This is a genomic window from Cysteiniphilum sp. QT6929, assembly GCF_030035755.1.
Lineage (GTDB): Bacteria > Pseudomonadota > Gammaproteobacteria > Francisellales > Francisellaceae > Caedibacter > Caedibacter litoralis.
The window spans coordinates 2,176,965-2,192,599 of sequence record NZ_CP103983.1 but is presented as its reverse complement, the minus strand read 5'-3'; the positions used below and the strand labels follow the sequence as shown (position 1 = coordinate 2,192,599).

Sequence of the window (15,635 nt, the reverse complement as noted above, 5' to 3'; positions counted from 1 at the left end):
AACCCAAGAACACAGGTTATAAACTTTTTTTTAAATTTCAGAGAATCATTCACTTTATTTACACTCACTCATATAGACAGAAATAAAAAATAGTAACAAAGAATCAAAAATGATTTATCACATTGAATATATACCAATCGACATAAAATCATCCGTTCAAAAACTTAAAATAGAACCTCACAGGATATTTTTGATTGTCTAGCTGCAAAGCAATTTGTATTGTCATAAATCAACAATAATTTGAGCCGTAGTTACTCCTCACGCTTTCAGCTGAAGTGATATACCCTTTTTACCAGAGAAAAGGTCATACCTAATGCAACTTATTTATAAATCATGACATTACACAGGCATAGCCTTTTCTAATTCTATCTAAGAAAAGGTTGCTTGTATTTCTATAGTAATAGGATTAAAGGCATGAGGAGTACCTGCATCCCCAAAAGTATTCATATACTCAGTTTCCGTATAAACATCTTCACTACCAACAAGAAATGCCAATGGAAAATATACTACCTTATCACTAGCTATTGGACTCGTAATCTCCATCCTCCCGATATATGACCCAAGATTCCAAGGTTTCGTTTGTTTTGCTTCATCAATGACTCTAGCAGGAACATTATCTACACCTAAGGTTACTCCTGCTTTATCTTCAATGTAATAACCTGAGTCGTCCAATGGATACATAATTTCAGCTTTTAATTTTTTGCCATTGATAGTCTTTTCATTATCGATTAATCCTTTGAACCTAATTAGTATTTCTGATATGTTTTTTGTACTTTGCTCTTCATATATAGCAAACCACTTTAGTGCCTCTGTATCAAAATATTCTGTTGAAATTTCATTAGCATCTGTTACTGGTATTTTTAAACCAGTAAAAACGCCTTTCATATTTGATTCAGCTACCGTATCATCAGCCACACTCATGCTTGCATTAGCACCTAATGTCAACGAAAGTGATGCAGGATTTTTTTGTGGGCCATGCCCTAAGCCATCATATAAAACAAAAGCCACATTTGAAGTAAATGTAATTGGGATAGACGCTGAAACAGTTGCTGTTAAACTCGCCTCTGAATTAGGAGCAGCATTTACCTGTCCTGACAGCATAATTGCCATCATTGATGAACACAAGGATAGTTTAAGTGTTTTTTTCATAATTAGACCTCTTATTTACTTTGGATTAAACGATATTATCAAAGGTAAAATGTTTTCTTTATGGATGATTTTCCTGTTTTTATAAAAAGAATAACTTCCCCTTGATAACCCAAGAGACTAATGTCTCTAAGCTGGTTTGGATACACTCTAATATCCTGATTACCTCCCACAGCACACGGAATAACTACGTTATTTCGCGTACCCTGCGCTACAGGTCGAAAGCTACATTTTCCACTAATATCCAAAATAATGAGCGCATTACCTTGGTTCTGTAATGTAACTTTCTCACCCTCAATTATCTGTAAATCATAAGTGTAATCGGGATTCTTTGGCTCAACGACAATTGCTGTAGAGACACCTAAGTTAAGGGTTGCTTCTGCTGCGACCTTTTCATCGACATCAAAACCATATTTCTTCTCCGGCAAAACCGGCGTGAATTTCAATCGATAGAACGAAAGCTTATCTGCACTGTGTATCTCTCTATTTATAATGAAATTAACATCATCTTTACGCTTCGGACCTAAGATCATTTTTTGCGGTGAAAGCAATACCCCTGATAATGCCATATCTTTAATTGTCATTTCTTCTTCAGCTGGCATGTTGTTTTTGGCTGCCTTATCACTACCTTTAGCAAATGGTCGATTAACCTTTTCTAAACTGATTAAGTAATAACTGGTTTTACATGAACTGTTCGTAATACGCTTTACGAGCCCTAACTCATTTTGTTTATTCTCATAAACATAATCGAACATACCACTCACCGTCACACCACCATTGCAATCTTTAAATGGCACTGCATATGCCATGCTACCCACGACTAGTGACAATGTACTTAATATATGTCTTGCGAAAAATCTCATACCACTTTACCTATCATTTGTTATGCATCAAGCACTCCCCGAAACGCTTGGACATATAATACTCAGTTAACGCATCTTTTAAACCTGTTTCACGTTAACCGTCATTAACATAACTTACGTTTTGATTACTAACTACATCGAGCAAAATACCGATATAATCATGCTTCACGAATCAAGTAAAAATGGCTAAACTTGGGTAACAAGCCATGGATATAAATGGGGCAAAAAAAGAAATGAATATTAATAAAGTGCTGATAATTGATGATGATAAAGGGATCGCAGATGCAATAGCGCATTTTTTCGAGCAAAAGCTCCTCTTTAGTTCACATGCCAGTTGCGGGCAAGATGCTTTGGAGATGCTACAAAAAGAGCGCTTCTCGGCAGTTATACTAGACCTTAATTTACCGGATATATATGGCATTGAGCTATGCAAAAGTATTCGTAAAGACCTTCCAGACATCCCTATTTTGATCCTTTCAGCCAATACCGGTGAGGTTAATCGTATTATCGGTCTTGAAGCCGAGGCTAATGATTATATGGAAAAGCCATTTAATATTCATGAGCTGTATGCGCGTGTCAACAATCTGATTAAATTCAGCATGAACAATAAATCAAATCAAACAAAAGCCATTATCTTTAATTCATTAAGCTATCACTTACATGATAAGACACTGTCAAGCTTAAGTAATAAAATTAATCTCACACAAACCGAGCAGCGTTTACTTGAGCTCTTTCTAACACGCCCAGGACAGGTGATCTCCAAGCATGAGATTGCTGATAAGTTTGGTATGGCAGATCAATCTGACAGTCGATCACTCGATGTCATTATCAGTCGTCTACGCACCAAGATTGATGACAAACAAGCCAATCTTTTACAAACCATTCGCGGACATGGCTATGTTTTTGTTGGGCGTTTGCAGTATAGATAACTGGTTTGTGAGCGGTATATACCCCAATCAGCTGACTCACCATACTTTTTTGTTATTTTTTGCACTTTTTAACAAGGTCACTGCAATTCAATACGACAAGCTTATTGACATACTATTCAAATCGGTTCAAAATACGCTGCGATTTTAAATTAGCAGTTGATCCTATTTCAGAAAAGCGTGTCCGTTTCTTGATTGTGGTGATCTGTCACTTGATACCTAAATATAGATAAATAATCGGAGAAGAACATTGGCTAATAGTAAACAAGCTAAAAAACGTGTAAGACAAGCAGAGAAAAACCGTCAACATAACATGTCTCGTCGTTCAATGATGAGAACGTTCATGAAGAAGACCATTAAAGCAATCGAAGCAAGCGATGTATCTTTAGCAAAAGATTGTTTTGCTAAACTTCAACCAGTATTAGATCGTTATGCTACTAAAGGCTTAATCCACAAGAACAAAGCAGCGCGTCATAAGAGCCGCCTTGTTGCTAAGATCAAAGCATTGGAAGTTGCTGCTGCGTAATCGCGCACCAGTAAATTGATCAAAAAGCTCCTTAATGGGGCTTTTTTTTTATACGAATAAGGATATATAAACATGTACTCACTTAAAACACTTGCTGAAGATCTTGGTGGTTATGTCCATGGTGATGAATCTATCGTCGTTGATCGCTTAGCAACACTCAAAGGTGCTAAATCAGGGCAGCTTTCATTCCTAGCCAATAGCAAATATATCAATGACCTGAAGGACACCAAGGCTTCAGCCGTTTTATTAACCAAAGAAGCGCTTGAGCTTTGCCCAACCAATGCGGTAGTTCTTGATAACCCTTATCTTGCCTTTGCTAAGGTGGCAGCTTTGTTTGATCGCGCGCCTAAAGCGCGTTCTGGCATTCACCCAAGTGCAACAATCGCAAGCTCTGCCAAAATTGCCGCAAATGCATCCATTGCTGCTAATGTTGTTATTGGTGAGAATGTCATCATAGCTGAAAATGCAATTATTGGTGCTAATTGCGTGATCTTAGATAACTCAAGCATTGGCACAAAGACTGAAATAAAACCTAATGTCACGATTTATCACGGTGTGCACATTGGTGAGTATTGTATTATTCATGCCAATACCGTGATTGGCTCAGATGGTTTTGGCAATGCCAAAGATGAAAAAGGTAATTGGGTTAAGATTCCACAAATCGGAGGTGTTACTATTGGCAATCATGTTGAGATAGGTGCTTGTACCTCGATTGATCGAGGTGCGATTGATGACACTATTATTGCCGATGGCGTTAAAATCGATAACCAAGTGCAAATCGCACATAATGTCATTATTGGTGAAAACACCGCCATTGCCGGTTCAACAGGCGTTGCTGGATCGGTCACTATTGGCAAAAATTGCTTGCTTGGCGGTCAAGTCGGCGTCAGTGGTCATTTAGAAATCTGCGACGGGGTTCTGTTGGCAGCTGCCTCAAATGTTAGCAAAAGCATTACCGAGCCTGGCTTTTATACTGCAGCATTTAATGCTCGCCCGCATATGGAGTGGAAACGCACCAGCGCGCGCATATTTAGGTTAGATAAACTGGAAACTCGTGTTAAAATGCTCGAGCAAAAATGCAAAGATTCTGAATAAACCAACGTAAGGCACATTACACATGCAGCTTAACATTCAACAAATTAAAGAAATTTTACCGCATCGTTACCCTTTTTTATTGATTGATAAAATCCTTGAAATTAACGTCGAGGAAGGCACGGCTATTGCTCAAAAAAATGTCACTGCCAATGAAGAGTTTTTCAATGGCCATTTCCCAAATCAACCGATTATGCCAGGGGTTCTAATCGTTGAAGCCATGGCACAAGCTATTGGTGTTTTGGGCGTTAAAATGATGGCAAGTGAACAAGATCAATTAGATCATAAGAAGCTTTTTGTGCTTGCAGGGATTGATAACGTGCGTATTAAACGCCCTGTTGTCCCAGGTGACGTCTTAAAATTTCATGCTAAAATGGGCAAAATTAAGCGCGGCATGTGCAAAAGTGAAGCCCAGGCTTACGTTGATGGCGAGCTTGTTGCGAGCGCTGAGTTTCTTGCAGCTTATAGGGAAATGTAAACGTGATCGATAAGAGAGCAGTTATTCATGAAACAGCAGAAATTGCTGACAATGTCACGATTGGACCCTATGCCATTATTGGTGAAAATACCAAAATCGGCGAAGGCTGTAATATTTCTGCTCATGCGGTTATTGGTAAAAATACCATTATCGGCAAGAATAACCGTATATTCCAATTTGCCTCTGTCGGTGAAGAACCAATTGATCGCACTTTCCATGGTGAGTTTTCACAGCTTATTTTGGGTGATAACAATATCATTCGTGAATGCGTGACAATTCACGGAGGCACTGCCAAAGAAGATGGTATTACCCGTGTTGGTAATAACAATCTGATTATGAATTATGTGCACATTGGTCATGATTGCCGTGTTGGCAACAATGTTACTCTTGTTAATAATGCAGCACTTGCCGGACATGTGCATGTCGATGACTTTGCCACTATCGGCATTAACTCAGGCATTCACCAGTTTTGTCGCATCGGAGCGTACGCTTTTATTGCGCATATGGCACTAATCACACAAGACGTCCCGCCTTATTTGATGGTGACGGCATCACCTACTACCTCGCCTTGCGGCATTAATGTCGAAGGCTTAAAAAGAGCAGGGTTTTCCTCGCAAGATATTCGCCAGATCCGAGAAGCTTATAAAGTCATTTATCGTCAAGGTTTACGTTTAGTTGAAGCCATTGAAAAACTTAAAGTCATGCAACAAGAAACACCCGCCATTGAGCGATTTGTTACATTACTAGAAAGCTCAAAACGCGGGATCATTCGCTAATGCGTATTATGCTTGTTGCTGGCGAGCTTTCTGGTGATCAACTGGGTGCGGGCGTTGTGCGTTTACTAAAACAGCATTATCCTCACGCCATTCTAGAAGGTATTGGCGGTCAGCAAATGATTGATGCCGGACTTAAAAGCCTTTATCCCATTGACACACTATCCGTCATGGGAATTTTTGAGGTATTAAAACACCTTCCCGCTATTTTAAAGGTGCGCAAAGGCATCATCAAACATTGCCAAGATAATCCACCAGATATCTATATTGGTATTGATGCGCCTGACTTTAACCTACCGATTGAAGCTAAGCTTAAAGCGCGCGGCATCAAAACTGCGCACTATGTCAGCCCTTCTGTTTGGGCATGGCGCGAAGGTCGTATGAAAAAGATCAAACGTGCTACTGATGTCGTTTTTGCCATTTTGCCTTTTGAAGAGGCTTTCTATCAAAAACATAAGCACAAAGCGATCTTTGTCGGGCACCCTTTAGCCAATAAAGTGCCGATGAATGAGGATACTGTTGGCGCACGCAAGCAGCTTGACATTGATACAAATCCCAATAGGAAAGTTATCGCACTTTTACCTGGAAGTCGCACACAAGAAGTCATTCGTATTTTACCGGTTTTCTTACACAGCATTGCTCAGTTAAAACGCCAAGGTTATGAGTTTGATACCTTGCTGCCTGTAGCGAAAGAAAGTTTATATGGTGAGATTAATAAACATCAAGAACTGCTTGATAAGCTCAATATTCAGAAATTCAATGGCAATGCACACATGGTGCTACAAGCCTGTGACTTTGCCTTGGTCGCCTCAGGTACCGCCGCACTTGAAACGATGCTTTATAAAAAGCCGATGGTTATTGGTTATCAAATGTCAACAATCACAGCAGCCATTGTTAAACATATGTTAAAAACAAAATTTGTTGGCTTGCCAAACATTCTTGCTGATAAAGAAATAGTGCCAGAGCTCTTGCAGAAAAATTTCACGGCGAATCAGATCACCCATGAGCTAAAACGATTCTTTGACGATCAAGCATATACTCAAGAGATTAAAGCAACTTTTCACCGCCTACATCAGCTATTAATGCGTGATGCTGATCGCAAAGTCAGCGATGAAATTATAAATTTATTAGATTCTTAGCGCTTTTGTCTTTTTAATTAGGCATGCATTGATTAGAATAAGCCACTATTGAAATACCATTATATAGATTATAAATATGACTCAAGTTCAATTGATTTTATTGCTTAGTATTATCATCGTGATTTTACTGTTGATTGATGCATTTCGCCGCAGCAAGCGCAAGAAATATAAGCGTGAGATGGCAGAGCTAGAAGCCATTCAAGAAAAAGAGAAAGCTGTCAAAAAAGCGCAAAAATCAGAAAAAACAGCACATAAACAACAAGCTGATACCAAGAAATCACATAAAGATGCAACATCACATGACAAAAATGCCGTAGACGTTGCGCAAAAAATTGAGCTTGGCGCTGATATCAAAGTCAATCCATTAGCTGATACACCAATTAGTGAGCTTGAAGCATCACATGCGGATTACCCACAACTCGAAAAAGGGATTGTCAACTATTTTATTAGCGCACCGCGTGGTTACGTATTTAATGGTGAAGATCTAGATACTTTGTTTAAACACAGCGGTTTAAGCTTTAATGCTGAGGATCAAAGCTTTGAGCTGTTAACCCAAGACAAAGATGTACTCTTTAGCATCAAAGCGGATGCGCCAGTTAAAGGATTTGACCCTGAGAGCTTCACGCAAAAAGATTACACACGCCTATTATGCCGTTGTGATATTGCTGATCTTGTACAATTTTATGAGCCACAAGTGTGCTTTGATCACTTCACCAAAAGCATTGAGAAGATTAATACGCGCTTAGGTGGCACCCTACTTAACGAGCATAAACGTCGCTTTACTAGTCATGATCAAAGTGCTTATAAGCAACACGTTAAGCAGTTTGAAGCTAAGTAAAACTCGACCTATTCTTTCCTATAATTCTGACGCTGTAATTTCCCGCCACGCAGCAGCGGGTAGATAATCATTAATGCCAATATGATAATAAAGTAAAACCAATAGTTGCTTGGGAAGTGCATTTGGCTGTTGATGATTAAAAACATCGTATAGATGACCATGACCATTAAGCCAGATAAGCCATAGCTTAGTCCTTGGGTTTTTCCTTGTAGCGTGATATCTGTATGCCTCTGAGCAAGAGTCACTGAAATCGCCCAACATGAAACACATATTCCAATAACAAAATAAAAGATTAACGCTAGCCATACACTATGCACTATTGCCAACATGAAGTATAAACAGACTGATACTAAAAGTGCGCCAACAATGGTTTTGACCTCACTATAACGATCTGCAAACCATGGCAAAATAATACAACCAATAATAAAGCCGATAGAAAACCCAGTTTCAATCAAGGCAAATTGCCATGAGCTTGCCTGTAAAATATTCTTGGCATAGGGTGCGATAAAAATCGGCACGGTCATAAACAAGCAAGTAAAACCAATTTCAGCGACATAAAACCAAAAGACAAACCGCTTTTGGCGCAAAAAACGATAAACCATGCGCCAGTCTTCAATAAATTCAGTATCTCTGCGCTCAACATGGCGCCTAGGTCTAACACCAAAGCTTGCTATCAACGCGACCGCTGTGCCAAATAATAAGAAGTATAGGATTTGATGCATATTAAAAAACACGACCAATAAGCCACCCAGTGACATACCAATAACCATACCAATTTCAAAGACGCCATCCATCGTGCTATTGGCATATAGTAGATAACTATCATCACTAAAGATCTCGCGCACCATAATGAGCATTGCTGGCATATAAAACGCTAAGATCAAGCCCCAAAAGCTGGTAAAGAAATATACCTCAGCCAATGTATCAAGGTAGCCAAACATTAAAAAAGCAGCAATCACAATAACACGCGCACTATTGGTCGCAATGATGATTTTTTGTCGCGGGAAACGATCGGCAACATAGCCTGTCACAGGAGATAAAACGGCCCCTGAGACCCACCAGCTAAACATAAAGATAATAATCGCATTCACACTATTGTAGATCTCAAGCAAGTGCCAACTAAACGAGACATACGCCACGCCAACGGCAATAGCAGAAAAAAAGCTCATAATACACGCACAGCTAAACGAGCTATTTTTAAATAATGCCGCACGCGCCTTTAAATATGACTTCACACACCCTCTCTATACCATCATCAGCTCTAGAGAGCATTGTGGCAAAGATCAGATTTTACAGCAAGCAAAAGTATTTTAGTAATGGATCAAGAATGTGTTGCGTTTTAATTATCCCTCACCCGTAGAGCTTAAGCTGCACGAGCAATCCCACAAGGGGAGAGGTATTAGATAATACAGCTTATAGCTATAACCATATTCCTGCCAGCTTTGATTGTGTAAGCGTTGGCTGAGCGTAAGTCGAAGCCTCTATGAAGTGTGATTACCCTTCGACTTACGCTCAGGGCACGGTGAGCACTTGTGGGTGAGTATTTAGTCTTAGCCCAACTTATTGATATATTATTATAACCACTGAAGTTAATCAGGCAATCTGCCCTTTTTTATAATGCCAACGACAGACGGAAATATAGCGCTCATTGCCGCCAATTTGCAGCTGTTCACCATCTTTAATAACATTCATATCTTGATCCAGACGCAAGACATGTGTGGCTTTTTTACCACAGTGACAAATGGTTTTGATCTCAATCAACTGATCCGCCCAAGTCAGTAGATATTTACTTCCCTCAAAGGGCTCTGCCTGAAAATCATTACGTAAGCCATAGGCAAGTACCGGAATATCCAACTCATCAACAATGTCAGTTAATTGCAGGACTTGTGCTTTTGTTAAGAACTGTGCCTCATCGACCAAGATGCAATGTAGTTTCTTCGTTTTAAGCACTTCTTGTGTTTCCACACAGAGATCCGTTGACTGATCATATAACAACGCATCTGCTTGGAGACCAATGCGCGATGAGATTTTGCCGACACCAAAGCGATCATCAAAGCTAGGCGCAAAGAGTAAGGTATTCATCCCACGCTCACGATAATTGTAATCAGATTGCAAAAGGGTTGTGCTCTTGCCAGCATTCATGGTGGAGTAATAAAAATGAAGCTTTGCCATATCTTAGATAGTCATTCTTTGTATATTAGTTGCATAACTTACTGTATTGCGCGTCCACTTGGAATAAAAAGTTGTTGAAAATAGTTCGCGTTCGCTCAAAAATCCGTTAGGCTGTGCCTCAATGTTACGAAAAAATCGCTACTTGATTTAATGAAATTTGATTTTAAGTTTTTAGCTATTTTAGCTGTCTTACCACTTGCCGGTTGTATTACCGCACCACCGAATAACCCTAATAACGCTTGCTTAATCGCACAGCAATACCCTGATTGGTATTACGACTCTTTAGACTCCTATAAAAAATGGGGTGTGCCTATCAGTGTCCAATGGGCATTTATTCGTAAAGAATCAAGCTTCATTGCCGATGCGCAAACACCAATGCAGTATGTTCTTGGATTTATCCCAACCGGACGCCAGTCCACAGCTTATGGTTATGCTCAAGCGCTTGATGGCACATGGGAGGAATACCAAAAAGAAACCGGAAACTCATGGGCAAGTCGTACGAACTTTGCCGATTCGGTTGACTTTATCGGTTGGTACGCCAATCGTGCTCAACGCATTGCTGGGATTTCCAAGGACAACGCCTATCAACTATATTTAGCTTATAACCAAGGTGTCTATGGCTATATGAAAAAAAGCTATCGTAATAATCAATTTTTAATGAAATACGCACGTGAAACCCAAGATATGGCGTATCGCTATGCCTATCAGCTTAGACGCTGTAATATTCCATCGCAAAGTTGGTGGTAACTTACTAAATAGCTGTGCAAATATTATCAGGTATTTTTTGGATTCTCGGATCAAGTCCGGGAATGACTGCGAGTCGTCATATTCGGGCTTGACCCGAATATCCATGATTACCAATAAACCATTGCTTAGGTACTTATCACTTATTCAACACCAATATGATCAACATTCTGGAAACCACGTGGCAAAATCTTACCACGTGAGGCGCGTTTACCTTGATACTCATTAAGATCGCTAAAGCTTAAACGCATATGGCGTTTCCCTGAGTAGATTACTAAGCTTTGACCATTAGTAATAGCACTAACAAATTTAAGCTCCTCACCTGTGGCTAGCGAGCTTGGCATATTCAAAAGGCGATTGCCTTTACCTTTTGCCAAACTTGGCAACTCACTTCTATCAACCGCCAAAAGGCGTCCTTGATTAGAAATGGCAACAATCAAACTATGCTCATCATCATGCGCGTTAGCTGGAGGTACCATCTTGTCACTGCCTAATGTAATCACTTGCTTACCTGAGCGGTTCTTACTAATTAGATCATCGACATTTGCTAAAAAGGCATTACCGGCACTTGAGGCTAAAACACACTGATCTTCTGCTGCCACAAATGTTAGTGCGACAATCTGCTCATTTTGCTCAAGTTTTAAATGTCCTGTGATCGGCTCACCTTGACCTCTTGCTGAAGGTAGATCTGCACTTAGTAAACTATAAGCCTTACCCAAACTTGAGAAGAACAAACAATGCTGATTACTCTTACCCATGCTTGAGGAGAAATAACTATCACCCGTTTTATAGCTTAAACCTTCAACGTTGACGTCATGACCTTTGGCAACACGCACCCAACCTTGTTTTGATAGGACAACGGTAACACTTTCAACCGGTTGTAAATCCGCTTCTTTTAATGCTTTAGCCTCAGGGCGCACCACCAATGCTGATTTTCTTTGATCACCATGTTTTTGCTGTGCGGCTTTGAGCTCTTTTTTGATAAGGTTTTTTAACTTGGTTGGATTCTCCAAGTAACCTATAATCTCATCACGTTCTTTTTCAAGCTCATGCTTTTCTTTTTTGATCGCCATTTCTTCAAGCTTGGCTAAATTGCGTAAACGCAAATTAAGCACGGCTTCAGCTTGTGTATCAGTGAGATCAAAACGTTTTTTTAATTCCTGTTTAGGATCATCTTCATAACGGATAATGGCAATGACTTCATCAATATTTAAAAATGCAATCAAAAAACCATCTAAGATATGCAAACGCTCTAAGATTTTATCCAAGCGAAACTCTAAACGCTTAGTCGTGACTTCCGTTCTAAATTGTAGCCACTCTACAAGCACTTCCATCAGTGATTTTACTTGTGGCTTACCATTTAAACCGATCATGTTTAAATTAACACGATAGCTTTTCTCAAGATCGGTTGTCGCAAATAGGTGACTCATCAAAAGATTGGTATCGACACGATTTGAACGTGGTACTAATACGATTCTCACCGGATCACTGTGATCAGACTCATCACGTATGTCACTTAGCCATGAGATTTTTTTACTATTCATTTGTGCAGCAATCTGTTCAATGACCTTGGCACTTGAGACCTGATGTGGCACGCGAGTAATAACGATATTACCCTCTTCTGTGTGAAATACCGCACGCAGGCGAATACTACCGGTACCTGTCTCGTAAATCTTTTTACGTTCTTCAAAAGGAGTGATGACCTCAGCCCCTCCTGGATAATCAGGTCCAGGAATATGTGTCATTAAACCATCTAAATCATGATCTTTACCTGTTAGAAGATATAAACAGCCCTCAATGACTTCCGTAAGATTATGTGATGGAATATCCGTTGACATCCCTACAGCAATCCCCATGCTGCCATTTAATAATACATTCGGCACTTGCGCTGGCAACATCTTTGGCTCTTGTAGTGTGCCGTCAAAATTTGGCTGCCAATCAACTGTGCCAAGCTTTAACTCATTTAATAACACTTCAGCGTATTTGGATAATCGCGACTCGGTATAGCGCATTGCAGCAAATGATTTTGGATCATCTGGCGAACCCCAGTTACCTTGTCCATCAATCAAGGGATAGCGATAGGAGAAATCCTGCGCCATCAGCACCATTGCTTCATAACAGGCACTATCACCATGCGGGTGATACTTACCCAAGACATCACCGACAGTACGTGCAGATTTCTTGTGCTTACTTAATGCCGATAAGCCAATCTCGCTCATCGCATAAATAATTCGCCGCTGCACGGGCTTTAAACCATCACCAATATGCGGTAATGCACGATCGAGAATCACATACATCGAGTAATTCAAATATGCCTGACGACTAAAGGCGCTAATCGTCTGCTTTTCATTATCTTCAAAAGAAAGGCTTAATTGATCCATACGTTAAAAAATTAAGACGTTAAACTCGTCACATCATAGCAAATGATCACCTAAGCGTCATCAAGCATTTTGGTTTCGTAAATAACTAATTAACAACTCACGGGTTTTAAGCACTCTGCCTTGCAAACAAGCATTTAAATTAATCCTTATCAATTTTTGCAGTACTTGCAGCGTGTCATTATCCCAACTGGACACAGGTTGTTGTAACTGTTTGATATATTTGCCACTAATGCCACTTTCAGCGGTTGTTTGATAAAAGGCGGATAATGGCGCCATTGCATAATAATGATTTTCAGTCATCATGTTATGTTGCTCATCATAATCCACCTGAAAACCATAGCCTAAGCTTTCTAATAATTGAAGCTCAAAATAGCGTAATAATCTTGCAATATCATCGCTAACCAACTCTTGTATTACTAATGAATAACTATCAAAGAGCGCTGCATCATGATGATCATGTGGCAAGAGCCAATACAAGACTTCATTAAGATACATACGTGCTAATTGTGATAAATAACTTCCCATGCTAAAGCTCTTTTCACACTCGGCAAAGCGAATACTTGCTAAGCTTTCCGCCGAAGGCATGATCTTTATATCAACATTCAACAAACTAAATGGCTGGTAAATGCCATGATTTTTTTTGTTCGTCCGTGCAATTGCATTCAACTTACCATGGTCTTTTAACCATAAAGTCAATAACAATGATGATTCTTTGTACTTACGACTATGTAACACAACCGCTTTTTCTAGCGTAGCCATCACAACAACTGCTCAATCAACTGCAAAATCACTAAGGCGTCTTGACGTTTGTGCGTTGGTAAATCAAACATCTGTTGCAGCTTAGCAATATCAGCAAAAGTAGCAAGTGCTGCCTTATCATTATCTTGCAATTGCATTACCAGCCATTTTGTCATTGCCAATAAATACGGGCTGCCGATCGCTTTAAAGTAATAATTAACCTGATCGCTATAAATGAAAACTTGCTGCCCCAACTCCCCTGCATGCGCAATAGTTTGAACGCATGAAGGATTATATTGGCAATCTTTCACTGTAATCGCTTTAAGTAGTGCTAAAATTTTCTCACTCATCATGGCACTATTGACCTTGCCATAGTGGCGATAATGCACGCAATTTAGTGACCACATCAACGATTGCTGTGATCGCAATATCGATATCTTCTGTCGTGGTATAACAACCAAATGAAAAGCGTAAACTAGCATGTGCCTGTTGCTGTGTTAAACCAATGGCACTTAATACAAATGACGGCTCAACACTGGCTGAATTACATGCCGATCCCATCGATACTGCTAACTGATGAAGCATTGCCACTAATGACTCACCATCAACGCCTTTAAAGGTAATATTAACAATTCCAGCATAGCTATTGTCTAGTGGCGTATTAATGATTAACTCAGGTAATACATTTATCCCTTGTAAAAACTGATTACGCAATTCATGCACATGTTTATTTAATTCATTTTGCTTTAAAGACATTAACTCACAGGCGCTACCTAATCCTACGATTTGATGTGTTGCCAACGTTCCTGAACGAAACCCTTGCTCATGCCCGCCACCATGAATCGATGGTGTGAGTTTTACTTTAGGCTTTCTTCTGACATATAACGCACCAATGCCTTTTGGTCCATAGATCTTATGTGCTGAGATTGACAACAGATCAATGTGCATTGCTTTTACATCAATGTTGATTTTGCCAACACCTTGCGCGGCATCAACATGAAATAAGATCTTACGCTCACGGCATAAGCTGCCAATTTCTGCCAAAGGATACATCGTGCCTAATTCGTTATTAACTGCCATGATTGAAACTAAAATCGTCTCTTTGGTTAATGCATTTTTGATTTGCGCTAATGAGATTTGACCCTTAGCATCGGGCTTAAGATAAGTTACCTGATAACCTTTTGTTTCAAGATAAGCACAAGTATCAATCACTGCTTTGTGCTCAATCATTGAGGTAACAATGTGCTTACCACGAGATCCATAGGCATCTGCCACCCCTTTGATCGCCAAATTATCCGACTCTGTCGCACCTGAGGTAAAAACGATTTCACGTGCTTCCGCATTAATAAGCTTGGCAACTTGTACTCGCGCATTATCTACGGCTTCTTTTGCCTGCCAACCATAATCATGCGTATTTGATGCCGGATTACCAAAAGCATTGTCAACACTTAGATATTTCAGCATCTGTGCCACCACCTCATCAGCAACCGGTGTTGTTGAGGCATAATCAAGATATATTTGTTTCATAACCAGAATATATTTATAAACATTAGCGTCATTACTGGCACATAGTTTATACCCATCACAGAGCAATGCCAAAAGAAAAACTTTATTTGCAATCCACCTCGTGCATTTTTTATTATTTTCGCTATGCTAATGTTTAACCGAAGTTACGCACTTTAGAAAAACTATGATTTTATAAACACCCCGTCAGCCTGCGGTTGCCACCCCTCTTGCAAAGTGGGGAATTGGGCGACGATGATTTTAATTCCCCTCTTTGCAAGAGGGGTGCTGAGCTTGCGAGGCGGGGTGTTGAAAT

16 protein-coding genes are annotated in these 15,635 nt (G+C 39.8%); 8 read left to right on the top strand and 8 right to left on the bottom strand.

The features are described 5' to 3' along the window. Positions 1-369: 369 nt before the first annotated feature. The gene (locus tag NYP54_RS09615; RefSeq protein ID WP_283156322.1) at positions 370-1,149 is read right to left on the bottom strand and encodes a hypothetical protein; all 780 of its coding nucleotides are present in this window, start codon (positions 1,147-1,149) and stop codon (positions 370-372) included. A 38-nt stretch (positions 1,150-1,187) separates the two neighbouring features. Next, on the bottom strand, positions 1,188-2,009 hold the full coding sequence (locus tag NYP54_RS09610) for a hypothetical protein (RefSeq protein ID WP_283156321.1): 822 nt from the start codon (positions 2,007-2,009) through the stop codon (positions 1,188-1,190). A gap of 233 nt (positions 2,010-2,242) precedes the next feature. On the opposite strand from NYP54_RS09610, the gene NYP54_RS09605 reads away from it, so the two are divergent. From NYP54_RS09605 to NYP54_RS09575, 7 genes are all read left to right on the top strand, one after another. After that, positions 2,243-2,938, top strand: a complete 696-nt coding sequence (locus tag NYP54_RS09605) for a response regulator transcription factor (RefSeq protein ID WP_283156320.1) — start codon at positions 2,243-2,245, stop codon at positions 2,936-2,938. A gap of 247 nt (positions 2,939-3,185) precedes the next feature. Continuing rightward, a complete protein-coding gene (gene rpsT / locus NYP54_RS09600; protein WP_117002418.1) occupies positions 3,186-3,461 on the top strand; it encodes a 30S ribosomal protein S20 in 276 nt (91 codons plus the stop codon). Between the two features lie 72 nt (positions 3,462-3,533). Beyond that, the gene (gene lpxD, locus NYP54_RS09595; protein ID WP_283156319.1) at positions 3,534-4,556 is read left to right on the top strand and encodes a UDP-3-O-(3-hydroxymyristoyl)glucosamine N-acyltransferase; all 1,023 of its coding nucleotides are present in this window, start codon (positions 3,534-3,536) and stop codon (positions 4,554-4,556) included. 22 nt (positions 4,557-4,578) lie between these two features. Next, the gene (gene fabZ / locus NYP54_RS09590; protein ID WP_283156318.1) at positions 4,579-5,031 is read left to right on the top strand and encodes a 3-hydroxyacyl-ACP dehydratase FabZ; all 453 of its coding nucleotides are present in this window, start codon (positions 4,579-4,581) and stop codon (positions 5,029-5,031) included. A 2-nt stretch (positions 5,032-5,033) separates the two neighbouring features. After that, positions 5,034-5,807: an acyl-ACP--UDP-N-acetylglucosamine O-acyltransferase gene (gene lpxA, locus NYP54_RS09585; RefSeq protein ID WP_283156317.1), complete on the top strand. Its 774-nt coding sequence runs from the start codon at positions 5,034-5,036 to the stop codon at positions 5,805-5,807. Further along, entirely contained in the window at positions 5,807-6,943 is a 1,137-nt protein-coding gene (gene lpxB / locus NYP54_RS09580; RefSeq protein WP_283156316.1) for a lipid-A-disaccharide synthase, read from the top strand. Before lpxA ends, lpxB begins: the two co-directional genes overlap by 1 nt. Before the next feature lie 76 nt (positions 6,944-7,019). Then, positions 7,020-7,781: a cell division protein ZipA C-terminal FtsZ-binding domain-containing protein gene (locus NYP54_RS09575; RefSeq protein WP_283156315.1), complete on the top strand. Its 762-nt coding sequence runs from the start codon at positions 7,020-7,022 to the stop codon at positions 7,779-7,781. Between the two features lie 8 nt (positions 7,782-7,789). On the opposite strand, the gene NYP54_RS09570 is transcribed toward NYP54_RS09575, so the two are convergent. After that, on the bottom strand, positions 7,790-9,016 hold the full coding sequence (locus NYP54_RS09570; protein ID WP_283156314.1) for an MFS transporter: 1,227 nt from the start codon (positions 9,014-9,016) through the stop codon (positions 7,790-7,792). Between the two features lie 358 nt (positions 9,017-9,374). Continuing rightward, positions 9,375-9,953 (bottom strand): thymidine kinase, encoded by a 579-nt coding sequence (locus tag NYP54_RS09565; protein ID WP_151192759.1) that lies wholly within the window; start codon positions 9,951-9,953, stop codon positions 9,375-9,377. 150 nt (positions 9,954-10,103) lie between these two features. Here NYP54_RS09565 and NYP54_RS09560 point away from each other — a divergent pair, with 150 nt between their 5' ends. Next, complete coding sequence (locus tag NYP54_RS09560) at positions 10,104-10,700, top strand: transglycosylase SLT domain-containing protein (protein ID WP_283156313.1); 597 nt, start codon at positions 10,104-10,106, stop codon at positions 10,698-10,700. A gap of 140 nt (positions 10,701-10,840) precedes the next feature. Here NYP54_RS09560 and parC read toward each other — a convergent pair whose 3' ends face one another. The 4 genes from parC to NYP54_RS09540 are packed head-to-tail and all read right to left on the bottom strand — an operon-like array spanning position 10,841 to position 15,343. Then, positions 10,841-13,078, bottom strand: coding sequence for a DNA topoisomerase IV subunit A (gene parC, locus NYP54_RS09555; RefSeq protein WP_283156312.1), 2,238 nt, complete (start codon positions 13,076-13,078; stop codon positions 10,841-10,843). Positions 13,079-13,138: 60 nt separating this feature from the next. Beyond that, positions 13,139-13,837, bottom strand: coding sequence for a DNA repair protein RecO (gene recO, locus NYP54_RS09550; protein WP_283156311.1), 699 nt, complete (start codon positions 13,835-13,837; stop codon positions 13,139-13,141). Then, a complete protein-coding gene (locus tag NYP54_RS09545; protein ID WP_283156310.1) occupies positions 13,837-14,166 on the bottom strand; it encodes a hypothetical protein in 330 nt (109 codons plus the stop codon). Before NYP54_RS09545 ends, recO begins: the two co-directional genes overlap by 1 nt. 7 nt (positions 14,167-14,173) lie before the next feature. After that, positions 14,174-15,343: an IscS subfamily cysteine desulfurase gene (locus NYP54_RS09540; RefSeq protein WP_283156309.1), complete on the bottom strand. Its 1,170-nt coding sequence runs from the start codon at positions 15,341-15,343 to the stop codon at positions 14,174-14,176. Positions 15,344-15,635 lie beyond the last annotated feature (292 nt).

Excerpts from the sequence above, each read along its gene's own strand:
- NYP54_RS09610 (WP_283156321.1), bottom strand. The coding sequence starts at position 2,009 with ATGAGATTTTTCGCAAGACATATATTAAGTACATTGTCACTAGTCGTG.
- NYP54_RS09605 (WP_283156320.1), top strand. The coding sequence starts at position 2,243 with ATGAATATTAATAAAGTGCTGATAATTGATGATGATAAAGGGATCGCA.
- NYP54_RS09540 (WP_283156309.1), bottom strand. The coding sequence starts at position 15,343 with ATGAAACAAATATATCTTGATTATGCCTCAACAACACCGGTTGCTGAT.
- NYP54_RS09560 (WP_283156313.1), top strand. The coding sequence starts at position 10,104 with ATGAAATTTGATTTTAAGTTTTTAGCTATTTTAGCTGTCTTACCACTT.
- lpxB (WP_283156316.1), top strand. The coding sequence starts at position 5,807 with ATGCGTATTATGCTTGTTGCTGGCGAGCTTTCTGGTGATCAACTGGGT.
- parC (WP_283156312.1), bottom strand. The coding sequence starts at position 13,078 with ATGGATCAATTAAGCCTTTCTTTTGAAGATAATGAAAAGCAGACGATT.
- NYP54_RS09565 (WP_151192759.1), bottom strand. The coding sequence starts at position 9,953 with ATGGCAAAGCTTCATTTTTATTACTCCACCATGAATGCTGGCAAGAGC.
- NYP54_RS09575 (WP_283156315.1), top strand. The coding sequence starts at position 7,020 with ATGACTCAAGTTCAATTGATTTTATTGCTTAGTATTATCATCGTGATT.
- fabZ (WP_283156318.1), top strand. The coding sequence starts at position 4,579 with ATGCAGCTTAACATTCAACAAATTAAAGAAATTTTACCGCATCGTTAC.
- NYP54_RS09545 (WP_283156310.1), bottom strand. The coding sequence starts at position 14,166 with ATGAGTGAGAAAATTTTAGCACTACTTAAAGCGATTACAGTGAAAGAT.
- lpxD (WP_283156319.1), top strand. The coding sequence starts at position 3,534 with ATGTACTCACTTAAAACACTTGCTGAAGATCTTGGTGGTTATGTCCAT.
- recO (WP_283156311.1), bottom strand. The coding sequence starts at position 13,837 with ATGGCTACGCTAGAAAAAGCGGTTGTGTTACATAGTCGTAAGTACAAA.
- NYP54_RS09615 (WP_283156322.1), bottom strand. The coding sequence starts at position 1,149 with ATGAAAAAAACACTTAAACTATCCTTGTGTTCATCAATGATGGCAATT.